This window comes from Kitasatospora sp. NPDC018058, from assembly GCF_044327205.1.
In the GTDB taxonomy this organism is placed as follows: domain Bacteria; phylum Actinomycetota; class Actinomycetes; order Streptomycetales; family Streptomycetaceae; genus Kitasatospora.
In genome coordinates, this window is the sequence record NZ_JBIRFA010000002.1 from 465,591 (window position 1) to 490,341 (window position 24,751).

Consider the following 24,751-nt stretch of genomic DNA (forward strand, 5'->3'; position numbering starts at 1 on the left):
TGCGCCGCGTCGTGGCTACGCTGACGAGTCGGGGGCCGCGCGCCTTCCGACGCGCGCCCGCATCGCCACACACGAGGGCTGAGAGATGGCTGCGCTACCTGAGGGCACACCCTGTTGGGCCGACGTGACGTTCACCGACCTGGAGGGCGCCAAGGCCTTCTACGGCGATGTCCTCGGCTGGACCTTCGGCGAGGGCGCGTCGGAGTACGGCACCTACACCCAGGCGTACTCGGACGGCAGAGCGGTGGCCGCGATCGTGCCGCCGATGCCCGGCCACCAGGCGCAGTCCGCCTGGTGCCTGTACCTCGCCTCCCCGGACGCCGCCGCCACCGCCGAGCGGATCCGCGCCAACGGCGGCAAGGTGGTCATCGGCCCGATGGCGATCGGCGACTTCGGCACGATGGTGATCGCCGAGGACCCGGGCGGGGTCGTGTTCGGCGTCTGGCAGGGCGGAACCCACGAGGGCTTCGAGAAACAGGGCGAGCCCGGCGCGTACAGCTGGGCCGAGATCATCACCCGCGAGCCCGCGAAGGCCGACGCCTTCTTCCCGGCGGTCTTCCCGTACGGCGTGAGGAAGATGGACTCCCCGGAGTTCGACTACCGGATGTTCCAGGTCGGCGACCGGCCGGTGCTGGGCCGGATGGGGGCGGAGGGCGGCCTCCTGCCGCCCGAGGCGCCCTCGTACGTGAGCGTCTACTTCGCCGTGAACGACACCGATGCCACGATCCAGCGGCTGACGGCGCGCGGCGGCACGGTGTACTTCGGGCCGATGGACAGCCCGTTCGGCCGGTTCGCGGCGGTCGGCGACCAGCAGGGCACGGCCTTCGGGCTGATCGACCTCGGCCGGACCGTGGGCGAGCAGCCGAAGACCGTGGACGTCTGATGGGGGAGCGCGAGGACCTCGTCGAGACCCTGGACAAGCACCGCGGCCTGCTGCGCCGCACCGTCGGCGACCTCACCGACGAGCAGGCGGCCCGGCGCACCACGGCCAGCGAGTTGTGCCTGGGCGGCCTGATCAAGCACGTGGCCGCGGTCGAGGCGCGCTGGGCGCGGTTCATCACGGGCGGGGCGGAGGCGATGCGCAGCGGCGACGGGGACTGGGAGGCCCAGTTCCGGATGGCGGAGGGCGAGACGCTCGCCGGGCTGCTCGACGCGTACGAGGCGGTCGCGCGCGGCACGGACGAGCTGGTCCGCAGCCTGCCCGACCTGGACCTCGCCCACCCGCTGCCGCCCGCGCCCTGGTTCGAGCCGGGGGCGAGCTGGTCGGCACGGCGGGTGCTGTTGCACCTGATCGCCGAGACCGCGCAGCACGCCGGGCACGCGGACATCATCCGGGAGTCGTTGGACGGGGCGAAGTCGATGGGCTGAGCGGGCCCGGGACGCGATGAGCGGGCTCAGGACACCTCGACGGACACCTCGACGCCGAGGAGTTCGCGCAGCGCCCGGCAGCCACCCGGGGTGACCCGCAGGGCGCGGCCGGAGCCGATCCGCTCCACCCAGGCGCGGTCCAGGGCGGTGCGGCAGAGCGCCGCGCCCAGCGCACCGCCGAGGTGGCTGCGGCGCTCCGTCCAGTCCAGGCAGCTGCGCACCACCGGGCGCGCGCCCGGGCGGCCGGCGCGCGGCGGCAGCTCGATCGCCTGCGCGGCCAGCCAGGCGTGGCCGCGCTCGGTGACGGCGAGTCCGGCGTCGTCGCTGACCAGGCCGCGGTCGAGCAGCGCGTCGGCGACGGCCACGCCGAGGCGGCCGGCCAGGTGGTCGTAGCAGGTCCGGGCGCGGGCCTCGGCGCTCTGCCGGGTGGCCTCGCGGAGGGTGGTGGGTGCCCGGTCGGGCTTGCCGCCGGCCTCGGCGAAGACGGTGAGGTCCTCGATCAGAGTGGCGACGGCCGGGCCGGCCAGCCGGACGTACCGGTGCCGGCCCTGCCGTTCCTCGGTCAGCAGGCCGCCCGCGATCAGCCGGGACAGGTGCTCGCTGGCCGTGGACGGCGCGACGCCCGCCGACCGGGCCAGCTCGCCGGCGGTCCAGGCGCGGCCGTCGAGCAGCGCGGAGCAGAACTCGGCGCGGGTGGGGTCGGCGAGCAGGGCGGCGAGGGAGGCGAGCGAGGAGCCCCGGTGGTCCAGCGGCATGCGTCCATGGTCGGGCATGCCGCCATGGTCGCCCCGGCACAGTTCGGCCGGGGCCGAAACGAGTCGGGGCCACGATGGCGGCATGAGTGAGCGATGGGGGTACCCCGGCCGGAGGCTGGGGGAGAGGTGGGCGCATGGGTGACCCGACGGAGATCCGGCTCCATTTCTCCCGGTACGAGGACGTGATCGCGGCCCTGGCCGACCCGGCGCTGGTCCCGCCGCCCGCGACGCCCGGCCGGTACGGCACGGTGGCCTGGCTGCGGGCCGCAGTCGCCCGGTTCAGCGCGGGTGAGCCGCACGCCCGGCGGCGGGCGCTGGTGCTGGCCGACCTGGAGCGGCTGGACCCGGCCGGGCTGCGGGTCGCGGCGGCGGGCGGCTACGGGACGGACGTCCGGTTGCGGGTGGTCCGGGTGCTGGCGGCGGCGCTCGGGCTGGCCGAGCCGGAGGCCGTCGCGCGGGACGTGAAGGCGGTGTCCCGGGCGTACTTCGAGCCGGCGCCGGACGACCCGGAGGCCGATGCGGCGGTGGCCCGGCTGCTGCCCGCGATGGGGGACGCCGACGAGGAGACGGCGGCGAACCGGATCGGCCTGCTCGTGCAGGCCTGCGATGCCACGGCCACCCTGGTCGAGCATGCCCGGCGGCATCCCGACGGCCTGGTCGGCGCCCTGCGGGAGGACCCTCCGGTACGGGTGATGCGCCGGTTCGCCGCCCGGGCGACCGAGGTCGGCGGGGTCGCCGTACCCGCCGGGGCGCAGGTGCTGCTGGACGTCGCAGCCGCCCGGCAGCCGGGCCGCGAGCCGCTGGCCTTCGGCGCCGAGCCCCGGCTCTGCCCGGGCCGCTCGCACGCGCTGGTCCTCGCCGGGGGCATCCTGTACGGCGCCTCGGACCCGGCGGACGCCTCCGTACCGTCCTCGCGGGACATCGGCAGGGACGAACTCGCCGCATTGGTACCGGAGATGGTGGATCATGGGCTCGATCTCGCCGCCACGTGGACGGCCTGGGACGGCCGCCCCATCGTCAACGCCGACGGCCGAACCTACACCCCGCACAAGGCGGTTCGCCGGGTGGCCGATCATCTCCTCGATCACCTGGCCGAGTTGGAGGCCCGATTGGCCGGCCAGCCGACCGAGCCCGATCACTGGCACGCCTCCAACGTCACCACCCCGGCCGACCTCGCGCCGTTCACCGCCGTCGACCTGGACGAGGCCCGCAGCCGGCTCACCCGGCTCGGGCGGATCTGGGCCCAGCGGGTCGCCGCACTGCCGGAGGGGTGCCTGGACGACTCGCCGGGTCGGGGCTGGAGCTTCCGTCAGATCGTCTGTCACCTGGGTGGGTCCGGCTACTACGCCGACTCGGTCGGGAAGTTGGCCCCGGAGGTGGCCCGATGACCCCGTTCGCCGCACTGCACCACCGCCCCGGCCGCCCGCTGCTGCTCCCGAACGCCTGGGACCACGCCTCGGCCGTCGCCCTCGCCGCCGAGGGCTACCCGGCGATCGGCACCACCAGCCTGGGCGTGGCGGCCGCCGCCGGGCTGCCCGACGGCGCCGCCGCCACCCGGGCGGAGACCGTCCGGCTGGCCCGCCGGCTCGGGCGGGACGGCTTCCTGCTCAGCGTCGACGTGGAGTCCGGCTTCAGCGACGACCCGGACGAAGTCGCCGCACTGGCCGTGGAGTTGGCGCAGGCCGGCGTGGCCGGCATCAACCTGGAGGACGGTCGGGCGGACGGCACGCTGGCGCCGGCCGCCGTTCACGCGGCGAAGGTCGCGGCGGTGAAGGCGGCCGTGCCGGAGCTGTTCGTGAACGCCCGCACCGACACCTACTGGTGCGGGCACGAGGACCCGGAGCCGGAGGCCGTCCGGCGGCTGGAGCACTACCAGCGGGCGGGCGCGGACGGGGTGTTCGTCCCCGGTCTGGCCGAACCGGAGGCGATCGCCCGGCTGGTCGGGAGGGTCGCCGTCCCGCTCAACATCCTGCTGACGCCGACCGGCCCGGGCCTCGCCGAGCTGGCCGAGCTCGGGGTGGCCCGGGTCAGTCTGGGCTCGCTGCTGTACCGCGCGGCGCTGGCGGCGGCGGTGGCCACGGCGGCCGCCGTCGCCTCGGGCGGAGCGGTCGGTCCGGTGCCGGGGTACGCCGATGTGCAGGCGCTGAGCGGGAGTTGAGCGCTGCTCGGCGCTGCTCGGCGGTGATCGACGGCCCGGGCGTTCGCGGTGCACCGCCCGGGCCGTGGTGGTGGGGCTCAGCCCTTGCCCTGTGCGGCCCGGGTCGCCTCGATGCCGTCCAGGATCACCCCGATGCCACGGATGAAGCTGTTGTCCCGGCTGCCCTCGTTGACCTCCTGCTGCACCTGGGTGGCGTACAGCCGGTGCAGTCGAGGATGGCTCTTGGTGGCCTCCAGGACGGCGGGCAACAGCTGCTCCATCCACACCCGCTCGTCCTGGCCGCTCTTGGTCAGCGCGCTCAGCCAGGCGGCCTCCACGCAGGCGGTTCCGATGGTGTAGCCCATGACCGCGCTCATCGCTTCGTTGGCCTCGACGAGTTCGAAACCGGCGGTCTCCATCAGGGCCAGGAGGGATTCGGAGAGCCGCATCCAGTTGGGGCCGAGGTAGACCATCCCGACGTCGCCGATCACCGAGACCATCCACGGGTGGCGCATGATGGCCGCCCGCATGCTGTCGGCGCAGTCGACGACGGCCGCGCGCCAGACCTCGGGGTCCTCGGCGCCCTCGGCCGTCGGCATCGGGAGCTCGCCGAAGACCTGGTCGACGACCAGGGCGAGCAGTTCGTCCTTGTTGGCGACGTGGGTGTAGAGCGAGGTGGCGCCGGCGTTGAGGCGGGCGCCGAGCTTGCGCATGCTCAGCGCCTCGATGCCGTCGGAGTCCAGCAGTGCGAGCGCCTCGGTGACGATCTGCTCGCGGCTGAGGGCGGGCTGGTCCCGCCGTCGCGGCGGGCGGTTCCACGGCGACTGGAAGCCGGCCGGGCCCGGTCGACCGTCCGACGATGTGTCCTCTGACCTGGCCGCCATCGGCCCTCCTCGCTCTCGGTCCGGGTTCTTCCGGTTCAGCATAAGCCGCGCCGCACGCTGTACGGCGTTGCGAACACTGTACGGCGACCGTACAGTGTTCGGTGTGGCGCACGCCGTACGGCTGGGGACGGCGGACGGCGTGCCCACGCGGACTTCCGCGCGGCTGTCGCCGATGCGAGGACTTGTGCGCGGCTGCGGTCGGCGCGCCGATACCGAAGGGGGATCGCGGTGGATCGTCACCCGCGTCGCTGGCTCATCCTGGTCGTGCTCTGTCTCAGCAGCCTGGTGCTGGTGATCGACAACATGGTGCTCACGGTGTCCATCCCGCCGATCGCGGAGGACCTCAAGGCCGGGGCGCAGGACATCCAGTGGATCATCGACTCGTACATCCTGGTCTTCGCCGGGCTGCTGCTGACCTCGGGCAGCCTCTCCGACCGCTTCGGACGGCGAAAAGTGATGATCATCGGCCTGGCGCTGTTCGGTGCGGCCTCACTGGTCGCGGCGGTCGCCACCAGCCCCGGCCAGCTGATCGCCGGACGCGTCCTGATGGGTGTCGGCGGCGCGCTGGTCATGCCCAGCACGCTGTCCATCCTGATCACCGTCTTCGACAACGAGGAGCGGCCCAAGGCGATCGCCGCCTGGAGCGCGGTGGCCATGGTCGGCCTGATCGGCGGCCCGGTGCTGGGCGGCGCGCTGATCGCGCACTTCTGGTGGGGCGCGGTGTTCCTGATCAACGTGCCGGTGGCGGCGGTGGCGATCCTCGCGGCGATCGTGCTGATGCCGGAGTCCAAGGGGCCGTGGCGTCGGCCCGATTTCCCCGGGATGCTGCTCTCGATGGTCGGCATGACGGCCCTGGTCTGGTCGATCATCGTGCTGCCCCGGGACGGCTTCACCGCCCCCGGCACCCTCGGCTCGCTCGCCGTCGCGGTCGCCGCGCTGACCGGCTTCGGCGTCCGTCAGGTCCGCACCGACTCGCCGATGGTCCCGCTCACGCTGTTCCGCAACCGGGTCTTCACCGGCGCCAGCTTCTCGCTGGTCCTGCTGACCTTCGCCACCGGCGGCCTGATGCTGGTGCTCACCCAGTACCTGCAGTTCGTCCTGGAGTTCTCGCCCACCGACACCGGCCTGGCCTTCATCCCGCTGGCCATCGCCTCGCTCGCCTTCAACGCGATCGGCGCGGCGCTCGGCAAGAAGCTCCAGCCGCGGGTGCTGACCTCGATCGGCATGGTGATCATCGCGGGCGGCTTCGCCCTGCTGGCCACCCTGTCGGTCGACGACGGCTTCACCAAGGTCGCCCTGGCCATGCTGGTGCTGGGCATCGGCTCCGGCCTCGGCATGCCGGCCGCCGCCAACGCCCTGATGGGCTCCATCCCCGGCGAGCACGCGGGCGTCGGCTCCGCGCTCAACGACACCATCCAGCAGTCCGGCGCCGCGCTCGGCGTGGCCATCCTCGGCACCGTGCTGTCCAGCACCTACACCGACTCGATGCCGACCGGCGCCCCGGCCCCCGCCCGGCACGCCATCACCGACGCGCTCGCCCTCTCCGCCACCACCGGCGACGGGGCCCTGTCGAGCGCGGCCCGCGAGGCCTTCAACACCGCGACCTCGACCACCTTCACGGCCGGCGGCTTCGCCGTCCTGGCGGCCGCGGTGCTGACCCTGGTGCTGATGCGCGACCGCGGCGAGGGCGGTCAGACGGCTGGGCAGGAGACCGGCCAGGAGACCACCACCGGGTCCACCGAGCCCGCCGAGCCCGCCGTCGAGGCGGTGGGCTGAGCCCCCACCGGCGTCGCCCCCACCGGCCCCGGCTGCGACGTGCAGCCGGGGCCGTCGGTCCATCCGGGGCCTGGCGGTCCGCCCGGGGCGTAGCCTTCGAGGCATGTCCACCGACTACGCGGAGCGCGCGTCCCGGCTGCCCGGGGCGGTGGTGTGGACGAAGGGCGCCGACCGTACGGGCGGTGGCGCGGGCGCTCCGGTGCTGCCGGACGGGTGCATGGACCTGCTGTGGACGGAGGGCCGGCTGCTGGTCGCCGGTCCCGACACCCGGGCGTTCCGGCCCGGTCCCGGGCTGCGCGGGCCGTGGGCGGGTGTCCGGTTCCGGCCCGGGGCCGCTCCGTCGCTGCTCGGGGTGCCGGCCTCCGAACTGCGGGACCGGCGGGTCGACCTGGCCGACCTGCGCCCCGACGGCGAGGTGCGGCGGCTGACCGAACGGATCGACGCGGCGCCCGACCCGGCCGCCGCGCTGGAGCAGCTGGCGCTGCGCCTGGCGGCCGCGGCCCAGCCGGAGGACCCGCTGGTCCGGGCGGTGGCCGGCGCGCTCGCGGCGGGGCGGAGCGTCGCGGCGACGGCCGAGGTGGTCGGGCTCGGCGTCCGGCAGCTGCATCGCCGCTCGCTGGCCGCCTTCGGCTACGGCCCCAAGACGCTCGCCCGGATCCTGCGCCTGCAGCGTGCCCTCGGGCTGGCCCGCTCCGGCGTCCCGCTCGCCGAGACGGCGGCTCGGACGGGCTACGCCGATCAGGCGCATCTGGCGCGCGAGGTGCGGGAGTTGGCCGGGCAGTCGGTGACGTCGCTGCTGGTCTCCTAGGGCGTTTCCGACCATACGCGTCGCGTGCCCGGCGGGAGTTGTCGGATGCCCAGGGCTGCGAGCGCCCTGGGTTACTCACCGGGCCAGCGGTGCGAGCAGGTCGACCCCGTTGCCGTCCGGGTCGTGCACGGTCGCGTACCGCTGGCCCCAGAAGGCGTCCCAGGGCTTCAGCTCCCCGTGGTGCCCGGCGCCGGTCAGCTCCTCGTACACCGCGTCCACGTGCGCCGGGCTCTGGCAGCGGAACGCCAGCGCGGCCCGGCCGTTGCCGGTCGGCGGCCGCCAGTGGGGGTGGAAGGAACGGATGGTGGACTCCGCGTCGAGCACCAGGAGCAGCCCGCCGGGCAGCTCGGCCTCGACGTGCGGCTCCTGCTCGGAGCCCTCGGGGAAGACGATCCCCAGCCGCCGGTAGAAGGCGACCGAGGCGGCCATGTCGGAGACGGCGAGGCCGAAGAAGGCGAGCTGCGGCGCGGGTGCGCTGTTCATGGTCGCCACGCTAGACGGGGTGCGGGCGGGCGGTCTTGAAGGAATCGGACATCCGGTCCGGCCGACCCGGGCCGGTGGCCGCTACCCTCGCGGACATGTCCACCGCGCCTGACCTCGACGAACCGGTCCACCTCGCCCCGTACGACCCGGCCTGGGCGGTCCGCGGCCGGGCCCTGGTGGAGCGGCTCACCGCCGGGCTGGGGGACCTCGGCGTGCACGCCGAGGTCGAGCACATCGGCTCGACCTCCGTCCCCGGGCTGGACGCCAAGCCGCTGCTCGACGTCCAGATCGGCTGTGCGGCAGGGGACGTCGACGCGGTGGTCGGGTACGTCCGCGGGCTCGGGTTCGAGCACCTGGGCGAGGCGGGCGTCCCGGGCCGGGAGTACCTGCGGCGGCGCTCGGAGCGGCCCGCCAACGTCCATGTGGTCGGGCTGCGCGGGCAGTTGTGGACCGACAACCTGCTGTTCCGCGACCACTTGCGGGGCCACCCGGAGGCGGCCGCCCGCTACGCCCGCGCCAAGCGGGACGCCGCTCTGGCCGCCGGGCAGCTGCTCGCCTACTCCGAGCACAAGGCCGCGACCGTGGCCGAACTCATGGCGCAGGCGCGGGCCTTCAGGGCCTGAGCGGCGACCGGAAAGGCCCGCTGTCAGTCGCTCCTTGTACTGTCGATCGCGGAACAGTGATCACTGCACGGGGGTGTGGCGAATGATCAGGACGGACCCGGAGACACCGGACCTCTACCTCACTCCGGTCGAGGACGTCTTCATCCGCAACCACCTCGGACCGCACCCGCGGCTCGACCCCGACACCTGGTCACTCACCGTCGAGGGCCTGGTGGAGCGGCCCCTGCGGCTGGACTTCCGGACCTTCCAGGGCCTGCCGCAGACCCGCTTCACCGCCGTCCACGAGTGCTTCGGCAACCCGCTGCGCCCCGAGGTGCCGACCCGTGCCGTCACCAACCTGGAGTGGGCCGGCGTCCCGCTCGCCGCCGTGCTGGAGCCGGCCGGCCCGCGCCCGGAGGCCCGGCACGTCTGGCTGGAGGGCGCCGACCGCGGAGACTTCGCGGGGGAGAGCGGCGTGGGCTACCTCAAGGACCTGCCGCTCGACCAGGCGGGCGCCGAGGTCGTCCTCGCGCACACCATGAACGGCGAACCGCTGCGCCCCGACCACGGGTACCCGGTGCGTGCTGTGGCGCCCCGGATGTTCGGCACCAACTCGGTCAAGTGGCTGACCCGGATCGTGCTGGCCGCCGAGCGCCCCGAGCACCTCTTCACCACCCGGCTGTACACCCGCGTCCTGCCCGGCGAGAGCGAGTCCCGGCCGGTCCGCGAGAAGGACGTCAGCAGCAAGCTGCTCACCCCGCGCGACGGGCGGCACGTCCCGGTCGGAGTCTGTGAACTGGCGGGCTACGCCTGGAGTTCCACCGAGGTGGTGGCCGTCGAGGTCGCCGTGGACGACGCCGACTGGCAGCCCGCCGAGCTGGACCGGCGCGGTCCGGACCCCAGCTGGCAGCGCTTCCGGTTCCGGTACGACCTCGCCCCGGGCCCGCACCGCGTCCGCTGCCGGGCCACCGACTCGGCCGGGCGGGTCCAGCCGCTCACCGGTGACCGGAACGCCGTCCATGAGATAACCGTCGTCGCCGGTTGACCGGTTGACCGGTTGACCGGTTGACCGGTGACGGGCGACGGGTGACGGGCGACGGGCGTCGCCGAGGTCAGCAGGCGATCGGCTGGGCGGTGATCGCCGGGCGGACCTTGGTGAGCATCAGGTCGAGGAACTGGTCGGGGTGGCGGAAGCTCGCGAAGTGGCTGGCGTTCCGGATCAGGGCGAACTCCTTGACCGGCGCGGTGACCTCGTCGAAGAAGCGCTCGGCCGGCTGCGGCGGGGTGAGGACGTCGCCGTCGCCCTGGAAGACGAAGAACGGGATCCGGAACTCCGTCCCCTCGGCCCGCTCGTCGAAGGTCGCGGCCTCCAGCTGGAGGCGCTCGGAGAACTCCATGGCCTTCATGTACGACCGCAGGCCGCGCAGCGTGTGCAGGGGTGAGAACCAGAGCGAGCGCACCACCACGGTCTTCATGGTGTCGAAGGAGAGCGGGTCGGTGGTGAGGACCAGCTTGTTGTACTCGCCGACGTCCTCGGTGGTCCACGTGGACCGGTCGGCGCCCATCGCCAGGACGGCGGCCAGCTCCTTCTCCTTCTTCCGGCCCGCCGCACGCAGCCGGCCCACGAGCGCGTCGTAGGCCGAGCGCTCCCGGCCGCCGTCGATGACGTTCTGGTCGGTGCCGACGTAACCCGAGTACAGCTCGGGGTGGTTGCGGGCCAGCCGCAGGCCGAGGACGGTGCCGAAGGAGTTGGCGACCAGTAGCAGCTTGTCGACGCCGAGCCGGGCCCGCAGGTGCTCGGTGACCTCCAGGGCGTCGCGGTACAGCCGCTCGTAGCTCAGCTCGCCCTGCCCCTCCGGGCCGGTGGCGGCGAAGGTGAAGCCGGCGCCGCGCATGTCCCAGCGCACGATCGTGAAGTGCTTCTCCCAAGCGCGGGTGCGGGGGATGAACACCAGATTGGAGGCGCCGGGGCCGCCCAGGATCTCCAGGATCACCGGGTTGCCGCGGTCCTCGCCGCGGATGGAGACCCACTGGCCGATGCCGCCGATCCGGACGAAGCCCGCCTCGTCGATGCGGTTCGGGCCGGTGATCCGCAGCCGCTCGGCGAATGCGGCGCGCTTGAGCTGCCGGTAGCCCAGCAGGCCGGCGACGGGAGCGGTGAGAGCGGCGGCGGTAACGGTGGCGATGGTGGCGAGCATGGTGTATCCCCCAAACTGTTTATCGCGTCAGCATATGCGTTTAAGGTATATACAGTTCTGAGGCGGTGTCAACGGGCATCGCGGAACAGCTGCTGAGAGGGAGCGTCGGATGGCCAGGGAGAAGGCACGCGACCTGCGCGCGGGCATCGCACTGCTGTGGGGCGAGCAGGGCCAGCCGACCCGGGGGCCCAAGCCCAGCCTGACCCCCCAGCGCATCGCCGCCGCCGCGGTGGTGATCGCCGACACCGAGGGGCTGGACGCCGTCTCGATGAACAAGGTCGCCGCGGAGTTCGGCGTCTCGGCGATGGCGCTCTACCGCTACGTGCCCGGCAAGGCCGAACTGGTCGAGCTGATGGTCGAGTCCGTTCTCGCCGAGGTCCCCGACCTGTCGACGGCCGGGGACGGCTGGCGCGAGCGGATCACCGGGTGGGCCCGCCGGTCCGCGGACATCCACCGCGCCCACCCCTGGCTGCTGCCCGCCACCGCCATGCGCCGCCAGCTCATGGGCCCCAACCAGCTCGGCTGGCTCGACGCGGCCCTCGCCGCCCTGGAGCCGTCAGGGCTGACCGCGGCCGAACAGCACCGGGTGTTCGTGCTGGTCGCGGGCCTGGTGCGCACGCTCGTCCAGCAGGACCTCGACTTCGACGAGCAGCACAGCCAGGAGTGGAACCGACTCACCGGCGAGCTGCTGGAGCGCCACGCCGACCGCTTCCCCACCCTCACCCGCGCCATCGCCGCCGGCGCCTTCGCCCCCGACCCGGTCGACCCGCTGGAGTTCGGCCTCGCCCGGATCCTCGACGGCGTCCAGCTGCTGGTCGACCGGCCCTGAGTCGGTTCGGGCGAACACCGGCGCGGCCGGCACCCGGTCACCTCGGCAGGAGGAGCGCGTACTCGCGGATCCGGGCGGCGGCGCCGACGTACTGGCGCGGCAGGTCGGGACGTCCGATGCGGAGGTCATGGGCGAGCACCGGGTCACTCTGGGCGAGTTCGCGCGCCTCGTTCCGGTGCTCCCGGGTGGCGAGGCGCGCCGCGACGACGAGGACGGCCGTGACCCGGGAGGGCCGGATTCCGTTATGCGGTCGGGCGGCTGGCGGCCAGGAGGTCGTGGATGAGGGGAAGCAGTTCCCCCGGCTCGGCCTTGGCGAGTTCGCCGAAGGCGCCGCTGGAGCGGGCCAGGATGATTCCGGCGAAGGCGGCCGCCGCGAGTTCGGCGCGCAGCTGGGGGCGGTCCACGTCCTCGGCGGCGAAGCGGTCGTGCAGGGGCTGCACCAGGCGCTCGTGGAGGTAGGTGCGGGCGGCCTGCTGGACCTCGGTGTTGTCGCCGGGCAGGACCGCGGCCTGGAAGGAGGGGCCGGGGCCGCGGCGGGTGAGCCGCTCCACCAGGGTGCGCAGGCGGTCCTCGTCCAGCAGGTCGGCGGGTGCCGAGTCGCCCAACTCCATGCGTACGGTGGCCAGGTAGAGCTGGGTCTTGCCGCCGAAGTAGCGGGCGATCAGCGCCGGGTCCACACCGGCCCGGTCGCCGATCTCCCGGATGGTGGTGCGCTCGAAGCCGCGGTCGGCGAAGAGTTCCAGCGCCGCCCGGATCAGGAGTTCCCGGCTGCGGGCGGCGTCCCGGCGCCGGGGGGCCGCGGGTTCCGGCCGTCCGCTGTCCGCGGCGGTGGTCCCGTCGGCCCCGGGGGTCGCCTCGGTCACCGCTCGGCCCCGGCCCGCAGCGCGGGCACCTCGGACTCGCCGGCCACACCGTCGGCGATGCTCTCTTCCACCATCAGCTCCTCGTCCACGCGCGCACCCCTGCGGGCGGCGGTCGCGGCACTGAGCCGCGGCAGGATGATCGTAGTCAGCCCGATCACCACCCACACCGCACAGCCGATCAGCGCGGCGTCGCGGTAGCCGCTGTCCGCGGGCAGCAGCTGTCCCGGCGCGGTGCGCGCCTGGAGCACGGCACCGCACAGCGCGCTGCCGGTGGAGTAGCCGACGGTGCGCAGGAGTTGGTTGAAGCTGACCGCGCTGCCCACCTCGTCGGCGGGCACCGCGTTGACGATCAGCCCCGGCATCACGGCGAAGGTGCAGCCGACGCCGAGTCCGGCGATCCCCATCACCACCAGGAGCTCCCACAGGTGGGCGCGGGCGAACAGGAAGAACAGCATCGAGGCCAGCGAGACCGCGCAGCCCAGCGGCAGCACCAGGGCGGGCGAGGTGCGCCGGGTGAGGCCCGGGACCACCTTGCTGGACAGCAGGCTGACCGCCGAGAACGGCAGCAGCACCAGGCCGGCGACGACGACCGAGGCGCCCAGGCCGTAGCCGGTGCTGACCGGGGTCTGGGCGTAGCGGATCACCAGCGACATCAGCAGGTACATCCCGACGCCCGCGACCAGTCCGGCCACGTCCGCGGTCAGCACCACGGGGTTGGCCAGGCTGCGCAGCTCCACCAGCGGGTGGGCGGTGCGCAGTTCGTGCCGGATCCAGCCGACCAGCAGCAGCAGGGACACGCCCGCCACCGTCCACAGCCGGGCGCTGCCCCAGCCCCAGGTCTCGCCCTCGCTGAGCACCAGCAGCAGTCCGACCAGCGCCAGCCCGAGCAGGACCGCGCCGAGCGCGTCCAGCGGGCGCCGCTCGCGGCCCGTCGTCGGGGGCAGCACCAGGGCGGCCAGCACCAGGGCCAGGGCGCTGATCACGGCGCCGAACCAGAAGCCGGCGTGGATGCCGAAGGACTGGGCGATCAGGCCGGTGATCGGGTAGCCGAGGCCGACGCCGGCGACGGTGGTGATGGAGAGGAGCGCGACCGCCGAGCGGGAGGCCGCGGCGGGCAGGGCGTCCCGGGCGGTGGCGATGGCCAGCGGGGTCAGCCCGACCCCGACGCCCTGCAGCGCCCGCCCCGCGATCAGCCAGCCGAAGCCGAGCGGCAGCGCGGCCAGGACACTGCCGAGCACCACCATGGCGGCGGCGGTGAGGGTGACCGTACGCCGGGCCGGGCCGTCGCCCAGGCGGCCGAGCACCGGGGTGGCGACCGCCCCGACCAGCATGGTGATGGTCAGCGACCACTGCGCCTCGGCGAGCGACACGTGATCGACGGCCGCGATGGTCGGGATCATCGGCGCACCGAGGCTGCTGATCACCGCCACCACGGCACTGAGGAACACCAGCACGGGCACCAGGGCCCGCTCACGTCGCGTCGACAGGCCCGTAGGGGTCTCCATGGACGCGCCCTCCCTTGTCGGAGATCGGGTGTCCGACGACTGTCATCATGCGATGTCATCAGACGATGTCATCGCATGATGACATACGCGACCCGCCGGACAGAAGCCCGGATCGACAGGGGGTCGCCGCAGTCGCGCCGGGAACCGAGCCCGGGCCTGGGCCAGGAGCCGAGCGCGGGGCTGGGCCGGGGGCTGGGGCGGGAACGACGAGGGCCCCGACCGGAACCCGGTCGGGGCCCTCGAGAGCGCGGAGACGCCCCGAGCGTGACCACGGTGAACACGACCAGGGACCCATCAGCGTTTCCCGTATCCGCTGGTCGGTGTCATGGGCGTGCGACGACGGCTGAGCGGGCCGCCGGGGACGGGCCTTCGGCCGGGCTCAGCGCCTCCGCCGCCGCGACACCCGGTGGGTGGTGTGCCGTGGCGATGGGCGGCGGGGACGGGAGGTCGCTGCGATCTGCCGCACCAGCTGGTGCAGACAGACGGCCGAGGTGATCGGCGGCAGTCCCGCGACGACGATGTCGAGCGGATCGAGAGACGTCCGGTACACCTCGAAGGAGCACAGCCCCGTCGCGATGCCGGAGAACGCGACCACCACGACCCACGCGTGCACCAGCCTGCGTGATTCCAGCGTGCTGCGCAGTATCGAGAGGCTGCCCACCAGCCACGGCCCGTAGATGATCACCGGCCACAGGTGGTCCAGTCCGTGCGGCACCCGGGACCCGGCGAGGTCGCGCAGCGGGTTGTAGCAGAGCAGCCAGTCCAGCACGCAGACGGCGGTGACCGTCATGGCCGTCAGCACCCCGAACAGCCTGCGGAAGACCAACGGCCACGATGTCACCCGCTGTTCGCGGCGGTGCCGGACGGCCGGAGCGGGCTCTCTCGTCGCCTGGTGCGGCACGGTGTCGAGCAGGCTGAGGTCGTCCAGTGACGCGTAGGGGTGGAGCGGACCGGGCTGCCCGCTGTCCCAACTGGCCCATTCCTCGGCGGTCGGGGCGCCGAGGACACTGGCCCCGGTCCCGAACCAGGCGGAGGACTCGCCCATCGGGTCGTACATCGCCAACTCCCAACGTTGTGCCGTCCGCTGTCTTGCCCGCCCGCCGCCGAGTCGCGCGGGTCAGCATTCGGCCGGGGCCGAGGAGCCGGCGCGCTGGGCGTGGCTCTCCTGGAGGTGGCGGATCGTACGCAGAAAGTCGGCCAGCAGCCGGGAGCAGTGCGCCAGGACGATGCGCTCCCCGTTGCGCGACAGGTAGCCGCACTGCACGTCCCCCGCAGCATTTCGACGATCGGGCACAAATAGCCAGGTGCCGACACTGCACACGGGGTCCCGGTCGGCCGGGGGCAAATTTTGCCATTGACGAATTACGCTCATACCCCGATCAACGACCGGGATGGCCCATCGAATGTCCGCAATCCGGGCGACCTTTAATAGCTCATTTCGGGCATGCTACATGGAATTCCCCGGTCGGTCCACCCGGCCTGACGGATTGAAGATTTCGCAGGGTGCTCAAGAAAATTCCCCACTATCGAAATGGTGGTCATATGTTCATAATTGGCTGCACCTGCTTGGTGATCATCCCCGGGTGGCGCGGCGAGGTGGTGCGCGCGGATGCCGCATCCTCCCCGGAATACTCAACGAATCATTGGTGTAGACATCCTGCCCGCTTCGCATCTTCCGGATACTCATGTAAGGTCTTTGGCTCGTTGGAAGGATCCGCCATCCACATGCACCCGGCATGATTTTCTAGTCGGTTTCGGCAGGGGGACTGGAATGCTCGCCAGAAAGGAATATCTGGAGATGCGGGAGCTGCATCTCCAAGGCTGGTCGATCTCGGCGATCGCCCGGCACCTGGGGCACGACCGCAAAACGGTACGGTCCTATCTCGGCGGCGGCCGGGTCGCGGGCGTGCGCAGTGCGACGCCGGACGTGTTCCTGCTCTTCCTGCCCTACTGCCGGCAGCGGCTGGCCGATGACCCGCACCTCCTGGCGACCCGGCTGTTCGCGGAGGTGGTCGAACTCGGCTACCCCGGCGCCTACTCCACCTTCACCCGGGCGCTGCGTCGGCAGCTGTTGCGTCCGCCCTGTGCGCACTGCCCGCCCGGTGCGTACCCGGGCGGGCCGGCGGACGCGCCACGAGGCGGCCAGGAGATCCGGTTCGACTGGCTCCGGTTGCCCGCCCCGCCGGCGGGGTGGGGGTGCGGTACCCACGCGCAGCTGCTGATCGGCACCCTCAGCACCTCCGGTCGCTGGCGCGGCGTGCTGAGCGACGGCGACGACCTTCCGCACCTGGTGGAGGCGATCGACCGGCTACTGCGCCGGTTGGGTGGCACCCCCGGATGCTGGCGGCTCGGCCGGACGCCGGTCGCGTGCACCGTCGCGACCGGCCAGCCGAAGCCGGTCTTCGCCCAGGTGGCCCGCTACTACGGCGCGGCGGTCCAGCTCGGTCCGGCCGACCACGTCGACCCGCCGGACGAGGCCCGGGACGCGGTGCTGCGCGACTGGTGGCACGGCGTCGCGCGTGACATCTGGCTGGCCGGTGCCCAGGACGAGCTCGATCAGCTCGCACTGTGCCGGGACACCCAGGACGACCATCGGCTGCCGGCCCTGCCGATCACCCCGTTCCCCGCGCGGTTGTCCACGCGCAGGGTCGTCGGCCCGCAGGGGCTGGTGCCGTACCGGGACAGCTTCTACGCGGTCCAGCCCGACCTCGCCGGCGCGTTGGTGACGGTCCACCACCGGCTGGACGAGCCGTACCTGTCCATCGCGACCCCCACGGGCGCGGTCATCGCCCGCCACCGGTTCGCGCCGCCCGGGTCGGCCCGGACCATCGCCGACGGTGCAGAAACGAACATCCTGGAACGCCCGGCACGTCTGGGGCACCCCCAGGTCCCGGCCTGCCGGGACGGCCGGGGGCGCAAGCCGCTCTCGCCGCAGGCCTTGGCCGAGGCGCAGGCGCTGCGCGGGGTCGACGGCGGACGCGCGGGGGCGGCGGACGCCGGCCCGGAGTCCGTGGCCGCCCGTTGACCGCGCCCGGACCGCCTGAGCGGTCCGGGCCTTCGTTCGCCCCGGCGGGCGGAGGCGGAGGATCCGGGATTCGAACCGGCCCGGGGCTGCTGTTCGACGGTCGCGGGCGACGTCACCGGAGACGGCCCGGGGTGCGGTCCTTCCCGTGGAGTCCGCCCCGGTGCCGATCACACCCCCGCCTCAACCGGAGCGCGTCACGGCGTGGGACGTCCCGATGACCTCCCCCTTCGCGTTCAGCGCCCTCACCTGGAAGTACGGTCCCGGGGCGTCCGTCGTGACGGCCGTCTCGAAGCCGGTCCGGTCGGCGTGGTCGACGACCACCGACAGGGAACGGGCGTCCGGTCCGGCGAGCACCTGCCACGCTCTGGTCTCCGTTGAACCGTTCCAGGAGGCGTAGACGGTGCTCCGCCCGCCGCTGCCGTCGCGCGCCGCCGCACTGGGCGGGTACCACGGCTTGCCGACCCACTCGTGGCGGAACGCCCGGTACGAGATGTCGGAGCCCGGCATCATGGCGTCGTAGAGCAGGTTCTTCGAGCCGTCACCCTCGGTGTTCCCGGCGCCCCTGTACTCCGAGTAGTACGACTCCTGCCCCCACCCGACGAACTCGTTGCCGTTGGTGAGCGCCTGGGTGTCCCCCTGGGACGCCGCGTACAACCCCGGTGCGTGGTAGTAGGTCCGCGCCGCGGTCGCGCGGTGGTTGGGGAGGTCGAGGTCGAGGATCAGGCCGTGTGACTGCTGTTCGGGGGTGCCGTCCGGCTGGTTGCAGCAGCCGTCGTCGAACATGCTGATCCGGTTCCCCGGCCGGAACCGGGCGTGGTGCTGCCAGTAGAAGTCCGCGTTCGGGTCGAAGCTGAAGTCGCTTCTCTTGCCGCCGAGTTGCCAGCGGATGTCGCCTGTCTGCCGCGCGACGTCGTAGACCGCCCAGAGGTTCCGGGCCGAGATCAGCAGCTGGCCGTCGGGGCCCTCGTCGATCGAGTTCACGTGATAGGCGTCCCACACCCCGCCGGACGAGGACGCCGAGGAGGCCGACACCTCGGATTCCGCCGGGTTCACGTGGTCCAGGATGTTCCACGAGAAGACGAGTCTCCCGGTCGCGAGATCGACCTCCTGGACCTCGCTGTCCTCGATGGCGCCGTTCTTCGGCCCCCCGTACGGGGTGAGGTCCATCGGGACCGGCTTGGACGCGATGAACAGCGCGGTCCCCCGGCGCGTCAGGAGGAACTCGTGGAAGTCCGGGTAGAAGCCGTGCCGCGCGAAGACCGTGCTGAGCAGGCGGTAGTGGTCGTCGTAGATGTAGTAGCAGCCGCCGGGTTCGGGGGCGCCGCCGGGCAGGTCGGTGTAGTACGGGGGAATCGCGATGGTTCCCTGCCAGAACGTCAGCACCGGCTGTGTGGCGCCGGTCCGGGGGTTGTGGTACCTCTGCACCCGGAAGTCGCCGTTCTCGAGGTTCGCGACGGGAAGCGGGCGGAACCAGACCGGATCGCCGGAGTCCTCGAGCATCAGCGCCCCGGTCTGGCCGACCGGCTGGGTGAGGTTGTACGGGGCGACGAAGACGTCCCCCGGGGCCGTGCCCGGTCGGCGCGTGGTCACGGCGACCCGCATGGGATGCAGCTTCGGCGCGGACACGAAACTCCACACATCGCTGCCGGAGGTGATCGGTGGCGGTACGTTCGCCGCCGGCGGGGCGGGCCGGGTCGCGCACTGGGCACGGTCCCATCCCATCGGGTCGGACGCCGCGGACGTGCCCGCCCCGAGCGAACCGAGTGCCCCAGCCGTCACCATCACCGTCGCGGCCGCCATCCAGCGGTGCCAGGCACCCGTGGTCGCAGGCACGTCCCTCCTCCTTCTGCTGCTCGCCGGCGCGGAATCGGAGCGATGGCCACGGCCTCGGCCGTCCTGCCCGGAAGCGGTGGGAAGCCGGCGCCCCACACGAGGTTGTACGGGCCTGCGGCCTTCGCCTCGGAGGCCTTCGCCCCCGGTGACCGGTATGGCCCACAGATGGCACCCGAACAGGCCATGCGACCGGCCGGTGGCCGAGCGGTCCCGCTCGGTCGGCTGGATGATGCCCCGAGGTCGGCTGCCTGCCGCACAGGCGCGGCTCCGGGGCCGCCGGGCTCCGGCCACCTCGAAGAGGTCGCGTCGTCGCCCAGCCGTGTGCCCACCGATCCGGTCCCTGAGGTGCACGGTGACCGCTCCCGCCGGGAACCGACACAAGATCACACCCGGTGCTCCGAGGGAGAGTTACTGTGGTGAGGGCCGACGGGGGAGGGGCTTGGAATGCGATTGGGCGTGCTGGGGCCGCTTGAGGTCGAGACGGACGCCGGAGATCGCCTCGTCGTCGCCGCGCCCAAGCAGCGCACCCTCCTGGCCTGCCTGGCGCTGCACGCCAACCTCACCGTCTCGACCGGCGCCCTGATGGAGGCCGTCTGGCAGGACCGCAAGCCGGTGAACGCCAAGCCGGCGATCCTCAACTACGTGGCCCGGCTGCGCCGGAACCTGCGGGAGGTCGCCGACCGTCTGCAGACCACGGCCGGCGGCTACCGGCTGGAGGTCCGCGACGACGCCGAACTCGACCACCTGCGGGCCGCGACGCTGGAGACCCGGGCCCGGAAGGCGGTCTGCGATGGGGACTGGCGGTCCGGTGAGCGGCACGCGGACGCGGCCCTCGCCCTGTGGCGCGGTGAACCCCTGGAGGACGTGCCGTGCGAGCGGCTCCGGGCCGACTGGGCGCCCTCGTTCGACACCCTCCAGCTGCGCCTGGAGGAGGTCCGGCTGGACGCGCTGCTCAGCGGTGCCCACTTCGACCGGGCGTTGCCGCGACTGATGGACCTCACCGTCGTGCACCCGCTGCTGGAGCCGATGTACGAACGCGCCATGGTGGCCCTGTACGGCACCGGGCGCCGGGCCGAGGCACTGAGCTGCTACGGCAGGGCCCGGCGGGCGCTGCGGGACGGCATCGGCGCCGACCCCTCGCCGTGCCTGCAGGAACTGCACGGACTGGCACTGCGGGACGCACCGCTGTCCGAACTGATGGCGGTATGGGACCAGGCGCGCGCCCTGGCCCACTCCGGCGTCCGGTCCGTGGCGCGGGCGAAGGCCGCGACGGGGCTCGTCGCACCTGCGCGGGACGGCCTGACGGATGGGCCGCAGGGCGACCTGCCGGGCGGACCGTCCGCCGGGTTCCCGCTGTCGCAGCTGCCGCGCCCGCCGCAGCTGGTCGTCGGTCGTGAGCAGGAGCTGCGGGAGCTCACCCGGCTGCTGGCCACACCGGCCCCGCTGCCGGAAGCGGCAGCCGCCCCGCCCGTCTCCCGTACCGGGGACGGCCCGATCGCGACCTGCGCACTGGACGGGGGCCGGCGTGCGCGTCGCCACCGTGGTCGGGCCCGCCGGCGTCGGCAAGACGACCCTTGCCCTGGCCTGGGCGCACAGCATCGCCGAACGGTTTCCCGACGGGCAGATGTACCTGGACCTGAACGGCTTCACCGCCGAGGGCAGACCCGTCGCGGCCGACGGCGCCGTCGACGCGTTGCTCGACTTCCTGGGCGTCCCCGCGACCCGTCTTCCCGTCACGCCCGAGGGCCGGGCGGCGCTCTATCGGGGCCTGGTCGCGAACAAGCGGCTGCTGGTGGTCTTCGACAACGTGCGCGACGCGACCCAGGTCCGGCCGCTGCTGCCGTCCGGCAAGGACTGCCGCGCACTGGTGACCAGTCGCAGGTCGCTGGGCGGCCTGGTGGCGCTGGAAGGCGCCGAGGCGCTGGTGCTGGCACCGCTCAGCGCGGACGCTTCGCATCGACTGCTCGTGCGCAGACTCGGGGCTCGGCGGACGTCCGGGCAGGGACAGGCGATCGAGGCCATCGCGGAGCGCCCTCGGCCTCCCAGCGGACGCCAAGGGGGTCGAGATCGTCACGGCGCTGGCCGACGCGCGGCAGCGCGAGCCGATCCCGCCGGTGGTGGTTCAGCGGGCCGCCGCGCCCTGCAAGCAGAACGTCATGACGGGCGACGCGATCGACCTGCTGAAGTTCCCCACCCCGCTGATTTACGACGGCGACGGCGGCCGCTACATCCAGTCCTTCGGGATGAACATCGCGAAGACACCGGACGGGTCGTGGACCAACTGGTCGATCAACCGCATGATGCTGGTCGACCACAACCGCCTGGCCTGCCTGATCCCGCCGCCCCAGCACCTGGGGATGATCCGCGCGCAGTGGACCGAGCGGGGCGAGGACATGCCGTACGCGATCCCGGTGGCGCCACTGATGCCCACGACCAGCCGATGTCCGTCCATCCACCCTCCTCCGGTGCGGGGACGAGGCTAGGCAGCCGCACCAACGCACCGCTATCGCCGCACTATCGCGGTGGGTCTTCGCGGTCCGCCGGAGCGGCCGTTTCGGAACGGCCGCCCTCGCTCCGCGGTCGTCGGCGACGCGGGAGAGGTGCACAGTAAAAGGGTGGGTCTGGGACGGCGCTTCGCCGGTCTGGGGCAGCCGTGGCGGTCGCGCCACGCGCTGCTGGTGATCCCGCTCGTGCTCATCGTGGTGATCACCGTGGTGGATCTTCATGCTCCCGCGGACGTCCACCTGGGGCCGGCTCTGGTCATCGCGCCCGCGATCACCGCGTCGTTCGCCGGTCCCCGGTTGACCGGGGCCATGGCCGTGCTGGCCCTGGCAGCGCAGGTGATCATCGGGGTCTTCCACGGGGGACTGACCACGACGAACCACCTGGTGCAGATCGTCACCCTCGCCGTGCTGTCGGTCCTGGTCGTCTGCTTCTGTCTGGTGCGCGAGCGGCGCGAACGCCAGCTGGCCAAGGTGCGGTCCGTGTCCGAGGCCGCGCAGCACGTCCTGTTGTGGCCGCTGCCCGAGCAGATCGGCCCGCTGCAGATCTCCTGCCTCTACCTGGCCGCCGAGGAAGAGGCCCGGATCGGGGGCGACCTGTACGCGGCCACCCGCACCGAGGACGGGGTCCGAGTGATGATCGGCGACGTCAGGGGCAAGGGCCTGCCCGCGGTCGGCGAGGCCGCGATCCTCCTCGGAGCCTTCCGCGAGGCCGCGCACCAGCACACGAACCTTCCGGCGCTGGCCGCGGCCCTGGAGCACAGCATCAGCCGCTACCAGGCCGAGTTCGCGACACCGGACGGCGACGTGGGGGAGCACTTCGCCACCGTTCTGCTGCTGGAGATCCCCGACGGCAGCTCCGCCACCCAGATGATCAGCTGTGGACACCCCCCGCCCCTGCTTCTCACGCCGGACCACTCCGTGTCCCCCCTGAGCCTGCATCCCTCGCCTCCACTGGGCGTGGCCGAGACGACGGCGGCGGACCACTCCCCCGATGTGGTCGCCTTCCAGGCCGGCGACACCCTGCTCCTCTACACCGACGGCGTCATCGAGGCCCGCGATCACGACGGCGACTTCTACCCTCTCGCGGAGCGGACCGCGCGCTGGACGGACAGCTCTCCCGACGTGCTCCTGCACCACGTCCGCCGCGACCTCCTCGCCCACGTCGGCGGGCGACTCGACGACGACGCCGCGCTCGTCGCCATCCACCGCCCGCCCACCCCGCACCCCGGCCACCGTCTGGGAAAGGCCGTCCACACGGGCGACTCCCGTCATTGAGCACGCCCCGATGACGATGTGGCGCACTGCAGCGACACCGGCGGCGCGGCGGCGCCGTGGGAGGTCCGCTTCCTGATCAGGCGACGTGGGAAGGGCGGTGGCGCCGGGTGACCACCAGGATGGCCATGTCGTCGTCGCGTTTGCCCCCGGTCCAGTGGCCGACGTCTTCGGTGAGGGTGTCCACCACCGCATCGGGGTCACTGAACCGGCTGTGCATGCGCTCCGAGGCGAGCGGATCGTAGAAGGTCCCCCGCTTGTCCCGCGCCTCGGTGACGCCGTCGGTCACCAGCAGCAGTGAGGCTCCCGGGGGCAGCCGCACGACATCGGCGGGCACGGAGCCGGCGGGAGCGAGATCGACCGGTCCCAGGCCGAGGGGCAGCTGTGGGACGGTCGGGTCGAGCCGCGCGAGCTGTCCGTCGTGAATCAGGTACGGGGGCGGATGCCCGTGGTTCACCAGGCTCAGCGTCTCGCCGTCGGCGGAGACCTCGACCAGTACGGCGGTGATGAAGCCCTCCATGGCGGGCACCGGGCCGCTCCGGGCGGTGTCTCTGGCCACCGCCTCGTCCATCCGCTGTCCCAGCGTGACCAGGGTGGGAGCGTACTCGGCCTCCTGGCGGAAGGCTCCGATCGCGATCGCCACGGCGGCGACAGCCGTGATGCCTTTGCCCCGTACGTCGCCGATGATCACCCGCACCCCGAACGGCGTCTCCTGCACGGCGAAGAAGTCACCGCCGATCCGTGCCTCGGCCTGCGCCGCCGTGTACCCGGCGGCCACGGTCAGCGGCCCGACGTCCCTCGGTGGCTCCGGGAGCACCGCCCGCTGGACCCTCTCCGCGACATCCCTGGCCAGCGCCAGATCGCGCCCTTGCCGCACGATCAGCCGGTTGACCGCGAGAGCCAGTACGCCGATCACGCTGACCACGGCGAGGTCGACGATCAGTGGTGTCGCCGGACGCCCGCGTTGGATGTCCACCAGCACCGAGACCACGGACGTGACGCACACGACGGCGAGCGCGGAGCGGAAGGAGAGTGTGGCGCCCGCGATGAGCGGTGCGGCTGCCAGCAGCGGGAGCCCCGTGTACGGCTGGGGCGCGAAATGGTCCAGCAGGAGGCCGGCCACGAGGACCAGTGCCGCGAGCATCCACGGCACCTTCGCCAGCGTGGGTCGCAGGACTTTCACGGTGCACCTCCCGTCCCGGCCGATCGAGGCCCGGAGCGCAGGCCCCGGCCAGCCTGTCACATCACGGACTTACCCGATCTTTCGGACACGCTCGTGGCCGCCTGCGGGGCTTGCGGCCCGGCTGGTGCACGCCTCCGTCGTCGGCGCCTCACGCCCGGCAGCGGCCACGGTGGCGGGCAGGCCGGGGCTACCGCGGGTCACCGGCGCCGATCAGCGGCGAGGCCCGGAAACGCGACCGAGACCGGAACTGAGACCGGAACTGAGACCGGAACTGAGGCCACGACACGACGAAGGCCCCGCCCGGAAACCCGGACGGGGCCTTCAACTGCCTTATCAGGCAAAGGCGGAGGATACGAGATTCGAACTCGTGAGGGGTTGCCCCCAACACGCTTTCCAAGCGTGCGCCCTAGGCCTCTAGGCGAATCCTCCGAGGGAGAGCTTAGTACATGTTTTGGGGTGGTCGCGACCAGCTATCCCGCAGGCGGAGGGGCGGGGGTGGCCTGTGGATCGTCGGGCCCGGGATCCGGTAGTGTGGGTGTCAGCCCCTCGTGTGGCGTTATCTCTCTGAACCCCCCCAGGGCCGGAAGGCAGCAAGGGTAGGAGGGCTCTGGCGGGTGCGCGGGGGGTCTTTGCGTTCCCGGGGGCCGCGCGGGACCGTGCGAGGTCGTACGGAGTGAGGGGCCGGGAGCGAAGGGGCGGCGCGTTTGTCGGTCCGTCCCGATATCG

Annotated in this window: 23 protein-coding genes, 1 tRNA gene and 1 other RNA gene; 14 read left to right on the plus strand and 11 right to left on the minus strand. The window is 72.9% G+C overall.

The window, feature by feature from the left end:
• Positions 1–85: 85 nt before the first annotated feature.
• Together ACH4E7_RS04715 and ACH4E7_RS04720 are read left to right on the plus strand one after the other, a co-directional pair.
• Positions 86–883 (plus strand): VOC family protein, encoded by a 798-nt coding sequence (locus ACH4E7_RS04715; protein WP_396247526.1) that lies wholly within the window; start codon positions 86–88, stop codon positions 881–883.
• Positions 883–1,368: a DinB family protein gene (locus ACH4E7_RS04720; RefSeq protein ID WP_396247527.1), complete on the plus strand. Its 486-nt coding sequence runs from the start codon at positions 883–885 to the stop codon at positions 1,366–1,368. Before ACH4E7_RS04715 ends, ACH4E7_RS04720 begins: the two co-directional genes overlap by 1 nt.
• A gap of 26 nt (positions 1,369–1,394) precedes the next feature.
• On the opposite strand, the gene ACH4E7_RS04725 is transcribed toward ACH4E7_RS04720, so the two are convergent.
• Complete coding sequence (locus ACH4E7_RS04725; protein ID WP_396247528.1) at positions 1,395–2,141, minus strand: ArsR/SmtB family transcription factor; 747 nt, start codon at positions 2,139–2,141, stop codon at positions 1,395–1,397.
• A gap of 116 nt (positions 2,142–2,257) precedes the next feature.
• Here ACH4E7_RS04725 and ACH4E7_RS04730 point away from each other — a divergent pair, with 116 nt between their 5' ends.
• A complete protein-coding gene (locus ACH4E7_RS04730) occupies positions 2,258–3,511 on the plus strand; it encodes a hypothetical protein (RefSeq protein WP_396247529.1) in 1,254 nt (417 codons plus the stop codon).
• Positions 3,508–4,281, plus strand: coding sequence for an isocitrate lyase/phosphoenolpyruvate mutase family protein (locus ACH4E7_RS04735; RefSeq protein ID WP_396247530.1), 774 nt, complete (start codon positions 3,508–3,510; stop codon positions 4,279–4,281). Before ACH4E7_RS04730 ends, ACH4E7_RS04735 begins: the two co-directional genes overlap by 4 nt.
• Positions 4,282–4,358: 77 nt before the next feature.
• Here the strand turns inward: ACH4E7_RS04735 and ACH4E7_RS04740 are convergent, their stop codons facing one another.
• Positions 4,359–5,144 (minus strand): TetR/AcrR family transcriptional regulator C-terminal domain-containing protein, encoded by a 786-nt coding sequence (locus tag ACH4E7_RS04740; RefSeq protein WP_396247531.1) that lies wholly within the window; start codon positions 5,142–5,144, stop codon positions 4,359–4,361.
• 228 nt (positions 5,145–5,372) lie between these two features.
• Here ACH4E7_RS04740 and ACH4E7_RS04745 point away from each other — a divergent pair, with 228 nt between their 5' ends.
• Both ACH4E7_RS04745 and ACH4E7_RS04750 read left to right on the plus strand, forming a co-directional pair.
• Positions 5,373–6,920, plus strand: coding sequence for an MFS transporter (locus tag ACH4E7_RS04745; protein WP_396247532.1), 1,548 nt, complete (start codon positions 5,373–5,375; stop codon positions 6,918–6,920).
• 103 nt (positions 6,921–7,023) lie between these two features.
• Positions 7,024–7,728 (plus strand): helix-turn-helix domain-containing protein, encoded by a 705-nt coding sequence (locus ACH4E7_RS04750; RefSeq protein WP_396247533.1) that lies wholly within the window; start codon positions 7,024–7,026, stop codon positions 7,726–7,728.
• Between the two features lie 75 nt (positions 7,729–7,803).
• Here the strand turns inward: ACH4E7_RS04750 and ACH4E7_RS04755 are convergent, their stop codons facing one another.
• Positions 7,804–8,211 (minus strand): VOC family protein, encoded by a 408-nt coding sequence (locus tag ACH4E7_RS04755; RefSeq protein WP_396247534.1) that lies wholly within the window; start codon positions 8,209–8,211, stop codon positions 7,804–7,806.
• Positions 8,212–8,306: 95 nt separating this feature from the next.
• On the opposite strand from ACH4E7_RS04755, the gene ACH4E7_RS04760 reads away from it, so the two are divergent.
• On the plus strand, positions 8,307–8,834 hold the full coding sequence (locus ACH4E7_RS04760) for a GrpB family protein (RefSeq protein WP_396247535.1): 528 nt from the start codon (positions 8,307–8,309) through the stop codon (positions 8,832–8,834).
• Between the two features lie 82 nt (positions 8,835–8,916).
• Positions 8,917–9,858, plus strand: a complete 942-nt coding sequence (locus ACH4E7_RS04765; RefSeq protein ID WP_396247536.1) for a molybdopterin-dependent oxidoreductase — start codon at positions 8,917–8,919, stop codon at positions 9,856–9,858.
• A gap of 67 nt (positions 9,859–9,925) precedes the next feature.
• Here the strand turns inward: ACH4E7_RS04765 and ACH4E7_RS04770 are convergent, their stop codons facing one another.
• Positions 9,926–11,011, minus strand: coding sequence for an alpha/beta fold hydrolase (locus ACH4E7_RS04770; protein ID WP_396247537.1), 1,086 nt, complete (start codon positions 11,009–11,011; stop codon positions 9,926–9,928).
• A 109-nt stretch (positions 11,012–11,120) separates the two neighbouring features.
• Here ACH4E7_RS04770 and ACH4E7_RS04775 point away from each other — a divergent pair, with 109 nt between their 5' ends.
• Entirely contained in the window at positions 11,121–11,840 is a 720-nt protein-coding gene (locus ACH4E7_RS04775; protein ID WP_396247538.1) for a TetR/AcrR family transcriptional regulator, read from the plus strand.
• A gap of 242 nt (positions 11,841–12,082) precedes the next feature.
• Here the strand turns inward: ACH4E7_RS04775 and ACH4E7_RS04780 are convergent, their stop codons facing one another.
• From ACH4E7_RS04780 to ACH4E7_RS04795, 4 genes are all read right to left on the minus strand, one after another.
• On the minus strand, positions 12,083–12,703 hold the full coding sequence (locus ACH4E7_RS04780) for a helix-turn-helix domain-containing protein (protein WP_396247539.1): 621 nt from the start codon (positions 12,701–12,703) through the stop codon (positions 12,083–12,085).
• Positions 12,700–14,208: an MFS transporter gene (locus tag ACH4E7_RS04785; protein WP_396247540.1), complete on the minus strand. Its 1,509-nt coding sequence runs from the start codon at positions 14,206–14,208 to the stop codon at positions 12,700–12,702. The genes ACH4E7_RS04780 and ACH4E7_RS04785 overlap by 4 nt, the downstream gene beginning before the upstream one ends.
• Before the next feature lie 379 nt (positions 14,209–14,587).
• Positions 14,588–15,265 (minus strand): hypothetical protein, encoded by a 678-nt coding sequence (locus ACH4E7_RS04790; RefSeq protein WP_396247541.1) that lies wholly within the window; start codon positions 15,263–15,265, stop codon positions 14,588–14,590.
• Between the two features lie 60 nt (positions 15,266–15,325).
• The gene (locus ACH4E7_RS04795; RefSeq protein ID WP_396247542.1) at positions 15,326–15,472 is read right to left on the minus strand and encodes a hypothetical protein; all 147 of its coding nucleotides are present in this window, start codon (positions 15,470–15,472) and stop codon (positions 15,326–15,328) included.
• 534 nt (positions 15,473–16,006) lie between these two features.
• Between ACH4E7_RS04795 and ACH4E7_RS04800 the strand changes: the two genes are divergently transcribed.
• On the plus strand, positions 16,007–17,233 hold the full coding sequence (locus tag ACH4E7_RS04800) for a Mu transposase domain-containing protein (RefSeq protein WP_396247543.1): 1,227 nt from the start codon (positions 16,007–16,009) through the stop codon (positions 17,231–17,233).
• 180 nt (positions 17,234–17,413) lie between these two features.
• On the opposite strand, the gene ACH4E7_RS04805 is transcribed toward ACH4E7_RS04800, so the two are convergent.
• Entirely contained in the window at positions 17,414–19,066 is a 1,653-nt protein-coding gene (locus ACH4E7_RS04805) for an arylsulfotransferase family protein (protein WP_396247544.1), read from the minus strand.
• 444 nt (positions 19,067–19,510) lie between these two features.
• On the opposite strand from ACH4E7_RS04805, the gene ACH4E7_RS04810 reads away from it, so the two are divergent.
• From ACH4E7_RS04810 to ACH4E7_RS04820, 3 genes are all read left to right on the plus strand, one after another.
• Positions 19,511–21,226, plus strand: a complete 1,716-nt coding sequence (locus ACH4E7_RS04810) for a BTAD domain-containing putative transcriptional regulator (protein WP_396247545.1) — start codon at positions 19,511–19,513, stop codon at positions 21,224–21,226.
• Entirely contained in the window at positions 21,223–21,549 is a 327-nt protein-coding gene (locus ACH4E7_RS04815) for a UbiD family decarboxylase domain-containing protein (protein ID WP_396247546.1), read from the plus strand. The genes ACH4E7_RS04810 and ACH4E7_RS04815 overlap by 4 nt, the downstream gene beginning before the upstream one ends.
• Positions 21,550–21,681: 132 nt before the next feature.
• The gene (locus tag ACH4E7_RS04820) at positions 21,682–22,845 is read left to right on the plus strand and encodes a PP2C family protein-serine/threonine phosphatase (RefSeq protein WP_396247547.1); all 1,164 of its coding nucleotides are present in this window, start codon (positions 21,682–21,684) and stop codon (positions 22,843–22,845) included.
• A 76-nt stretch (positions 22,846–22,921) separates the two neighbouring features.
• On the opposite strand, the gene ACH4E7_RS04825 is transcribed toward ACH4E7_RS04820, so the two are convergent.
• Together ACH4E7_RS04825 and ACH4E7_RS04830 are read right to left on the minus strand one after the other, a co-directional pair.
• Entirely contained in the window at positions 22,922–24,025 is a 1,104-nt protein-coding gene (locus ACH4E7_RS04825; RefSeq protein ID WP_396247548.1) for a PP2C family protein-serine/threonine phosphatase, read from the minus strand.
• Positions 24,026–24,369: 344 nt separating this feature from the next.
• Positions 24,370–24,454, minus strand: a tRNA-Ser gene (locus ACH4E7_RS04830).
• A gap of 111 nt (positions 24,455–24,565) precedes the next feature.
• Between ACH4E7_RS04830 and ffs the strand changes: the two genes are divergently transcribed.
• An RNA gene (gene ffs / locus ACH4E7_RS04835) (signal recognition particle sRNA small type) lies at positions 24,566–24,656 on the plus strand.
• Positions 24,657–24,751: the final 95 nt, after the last annotated feature.

Bases quoted from the DNA above. Each gene is read 5' to 3' on its own strand.
- ACH4E7_RS04715 (WP_396247526.1), top strand. From the start codon at position 86: ATGGCTGCGCTACCTGAGGGCACACCCTGTTGGGCCGACGTGACGTTC.
- ACH4E7_RS04720 (WP_396247527.1), top strand. From the start codon at position 883: ATGGGGGAGCGCGAGGACCTCGTCGAGACCCTGGACAAGCACCGCGGC.
- ACH4E7_RS04725 (WP_396247528.1), bottom strand. From the start codon at position 2,141: ATGCCCGACCATGGACGCATGCCGCTGGACCACCGGGGCTCCTCGCTC.
- ACH4E7_RS04730 (WP_396247529.1), top strand. From the start codon at position 2,258: ATGGGTGACCCGACGGAGATCCGGCTCCATTTCTCCCGGTACGAGGAC.
- ACH4E7_RS04735 (WP_396247530.1), top strand. From the start codon at position 3,508: ATGACCCCGTTCGCCGCACTGCACCACCGCCCCGGCCGCCCGCTGCTG.
- ACH4E7_RS04740 (WP_396247531.1), bottom strand. From the start codon at position 5,144: ATGGCGGCCAGGTCAGAGGACACATCGTCGGACGGTCGACCGGGCCCG.
- ACH4E7_RS04750 (WP_396247533.1), top strand. From the start codon at position 7,024: ATGTCCACCGACTACGCGGAGCGCGCGTCCCGGCTGCCCGGGGCGGTG.
- ACH4E7_RS04755 (WP_396247534.1), bottom strand. From the start codon at position 8,211: ATGAACAGCGCACCCGCGCCGCAGCTCGCCTTCTTCGGCCTCGCCGTC.
- ACH4E7_RS04760 (WP_396247535.1), top strand. From the start codon at position 8,307: ATGTCCACCGCGCCTGACCTCGACGAACCGGTCCACCTCGCCCCGTAC.
- ACH4E7_RS04765 (WP_396247536.1), top strand. From the start codon at position 8,917: ATGATCAGGACGGACCCGGAGACACCGGACCTCTACCTCACTCCGGTC.
- ACH4E7_RS04770 (WP_396247537.1), bottom strand. From the start codon at position 11,011: ATGCTCGCCACCATCGCCACCGTTACCGCCGCCGCTCTCACCGCTCCC.
- ACH4E7_RS04775 (WP_396247538.1), top strand. From the start codon at position 11,121: ATGGCCAGGGAGAAGGCACGCGACCTGCGCGCGGGCATCGCACTGCTG.
- ACH4E7_RS04785 (WP_396247540.1), bottom strand. From the start codon at position 14,208: ATGGAGACCCCTACGGGCCTGTCGACGCGACGTGAGCGGGCCCTGGTG.
- ACH4E7_RS04790 (WP_396247541.1), bottom strand. From the start codon at position 15,265: ATGTACGACCCGATGGGCGAGTCCTCCGCCTGGTTCGGGACCGGGGCC.
- ACH4E7_RS04800 (WP_396247543.1), top strand. From the start codon at position 16,007: ATGCGGGAGCTGCATCTCCAAGGCTGGTCGATCTCGGCGATCGCCCGG.
- ACH4E7_RS04810 (WP_396247545.1), top strand. From the start codon at position 19,511: ATGCGATTGGGCGTGCTGGGGCCGCTTGAGGTCGAGACGGACGCCGGA.
- ACH4E7_RS04815 (WP_396247546.1), top strand. From the start codon at position 21,223: ATGACGGGCGACGCGATCGACCTGCTGAAGTTCCCCACCCCGCTGATT.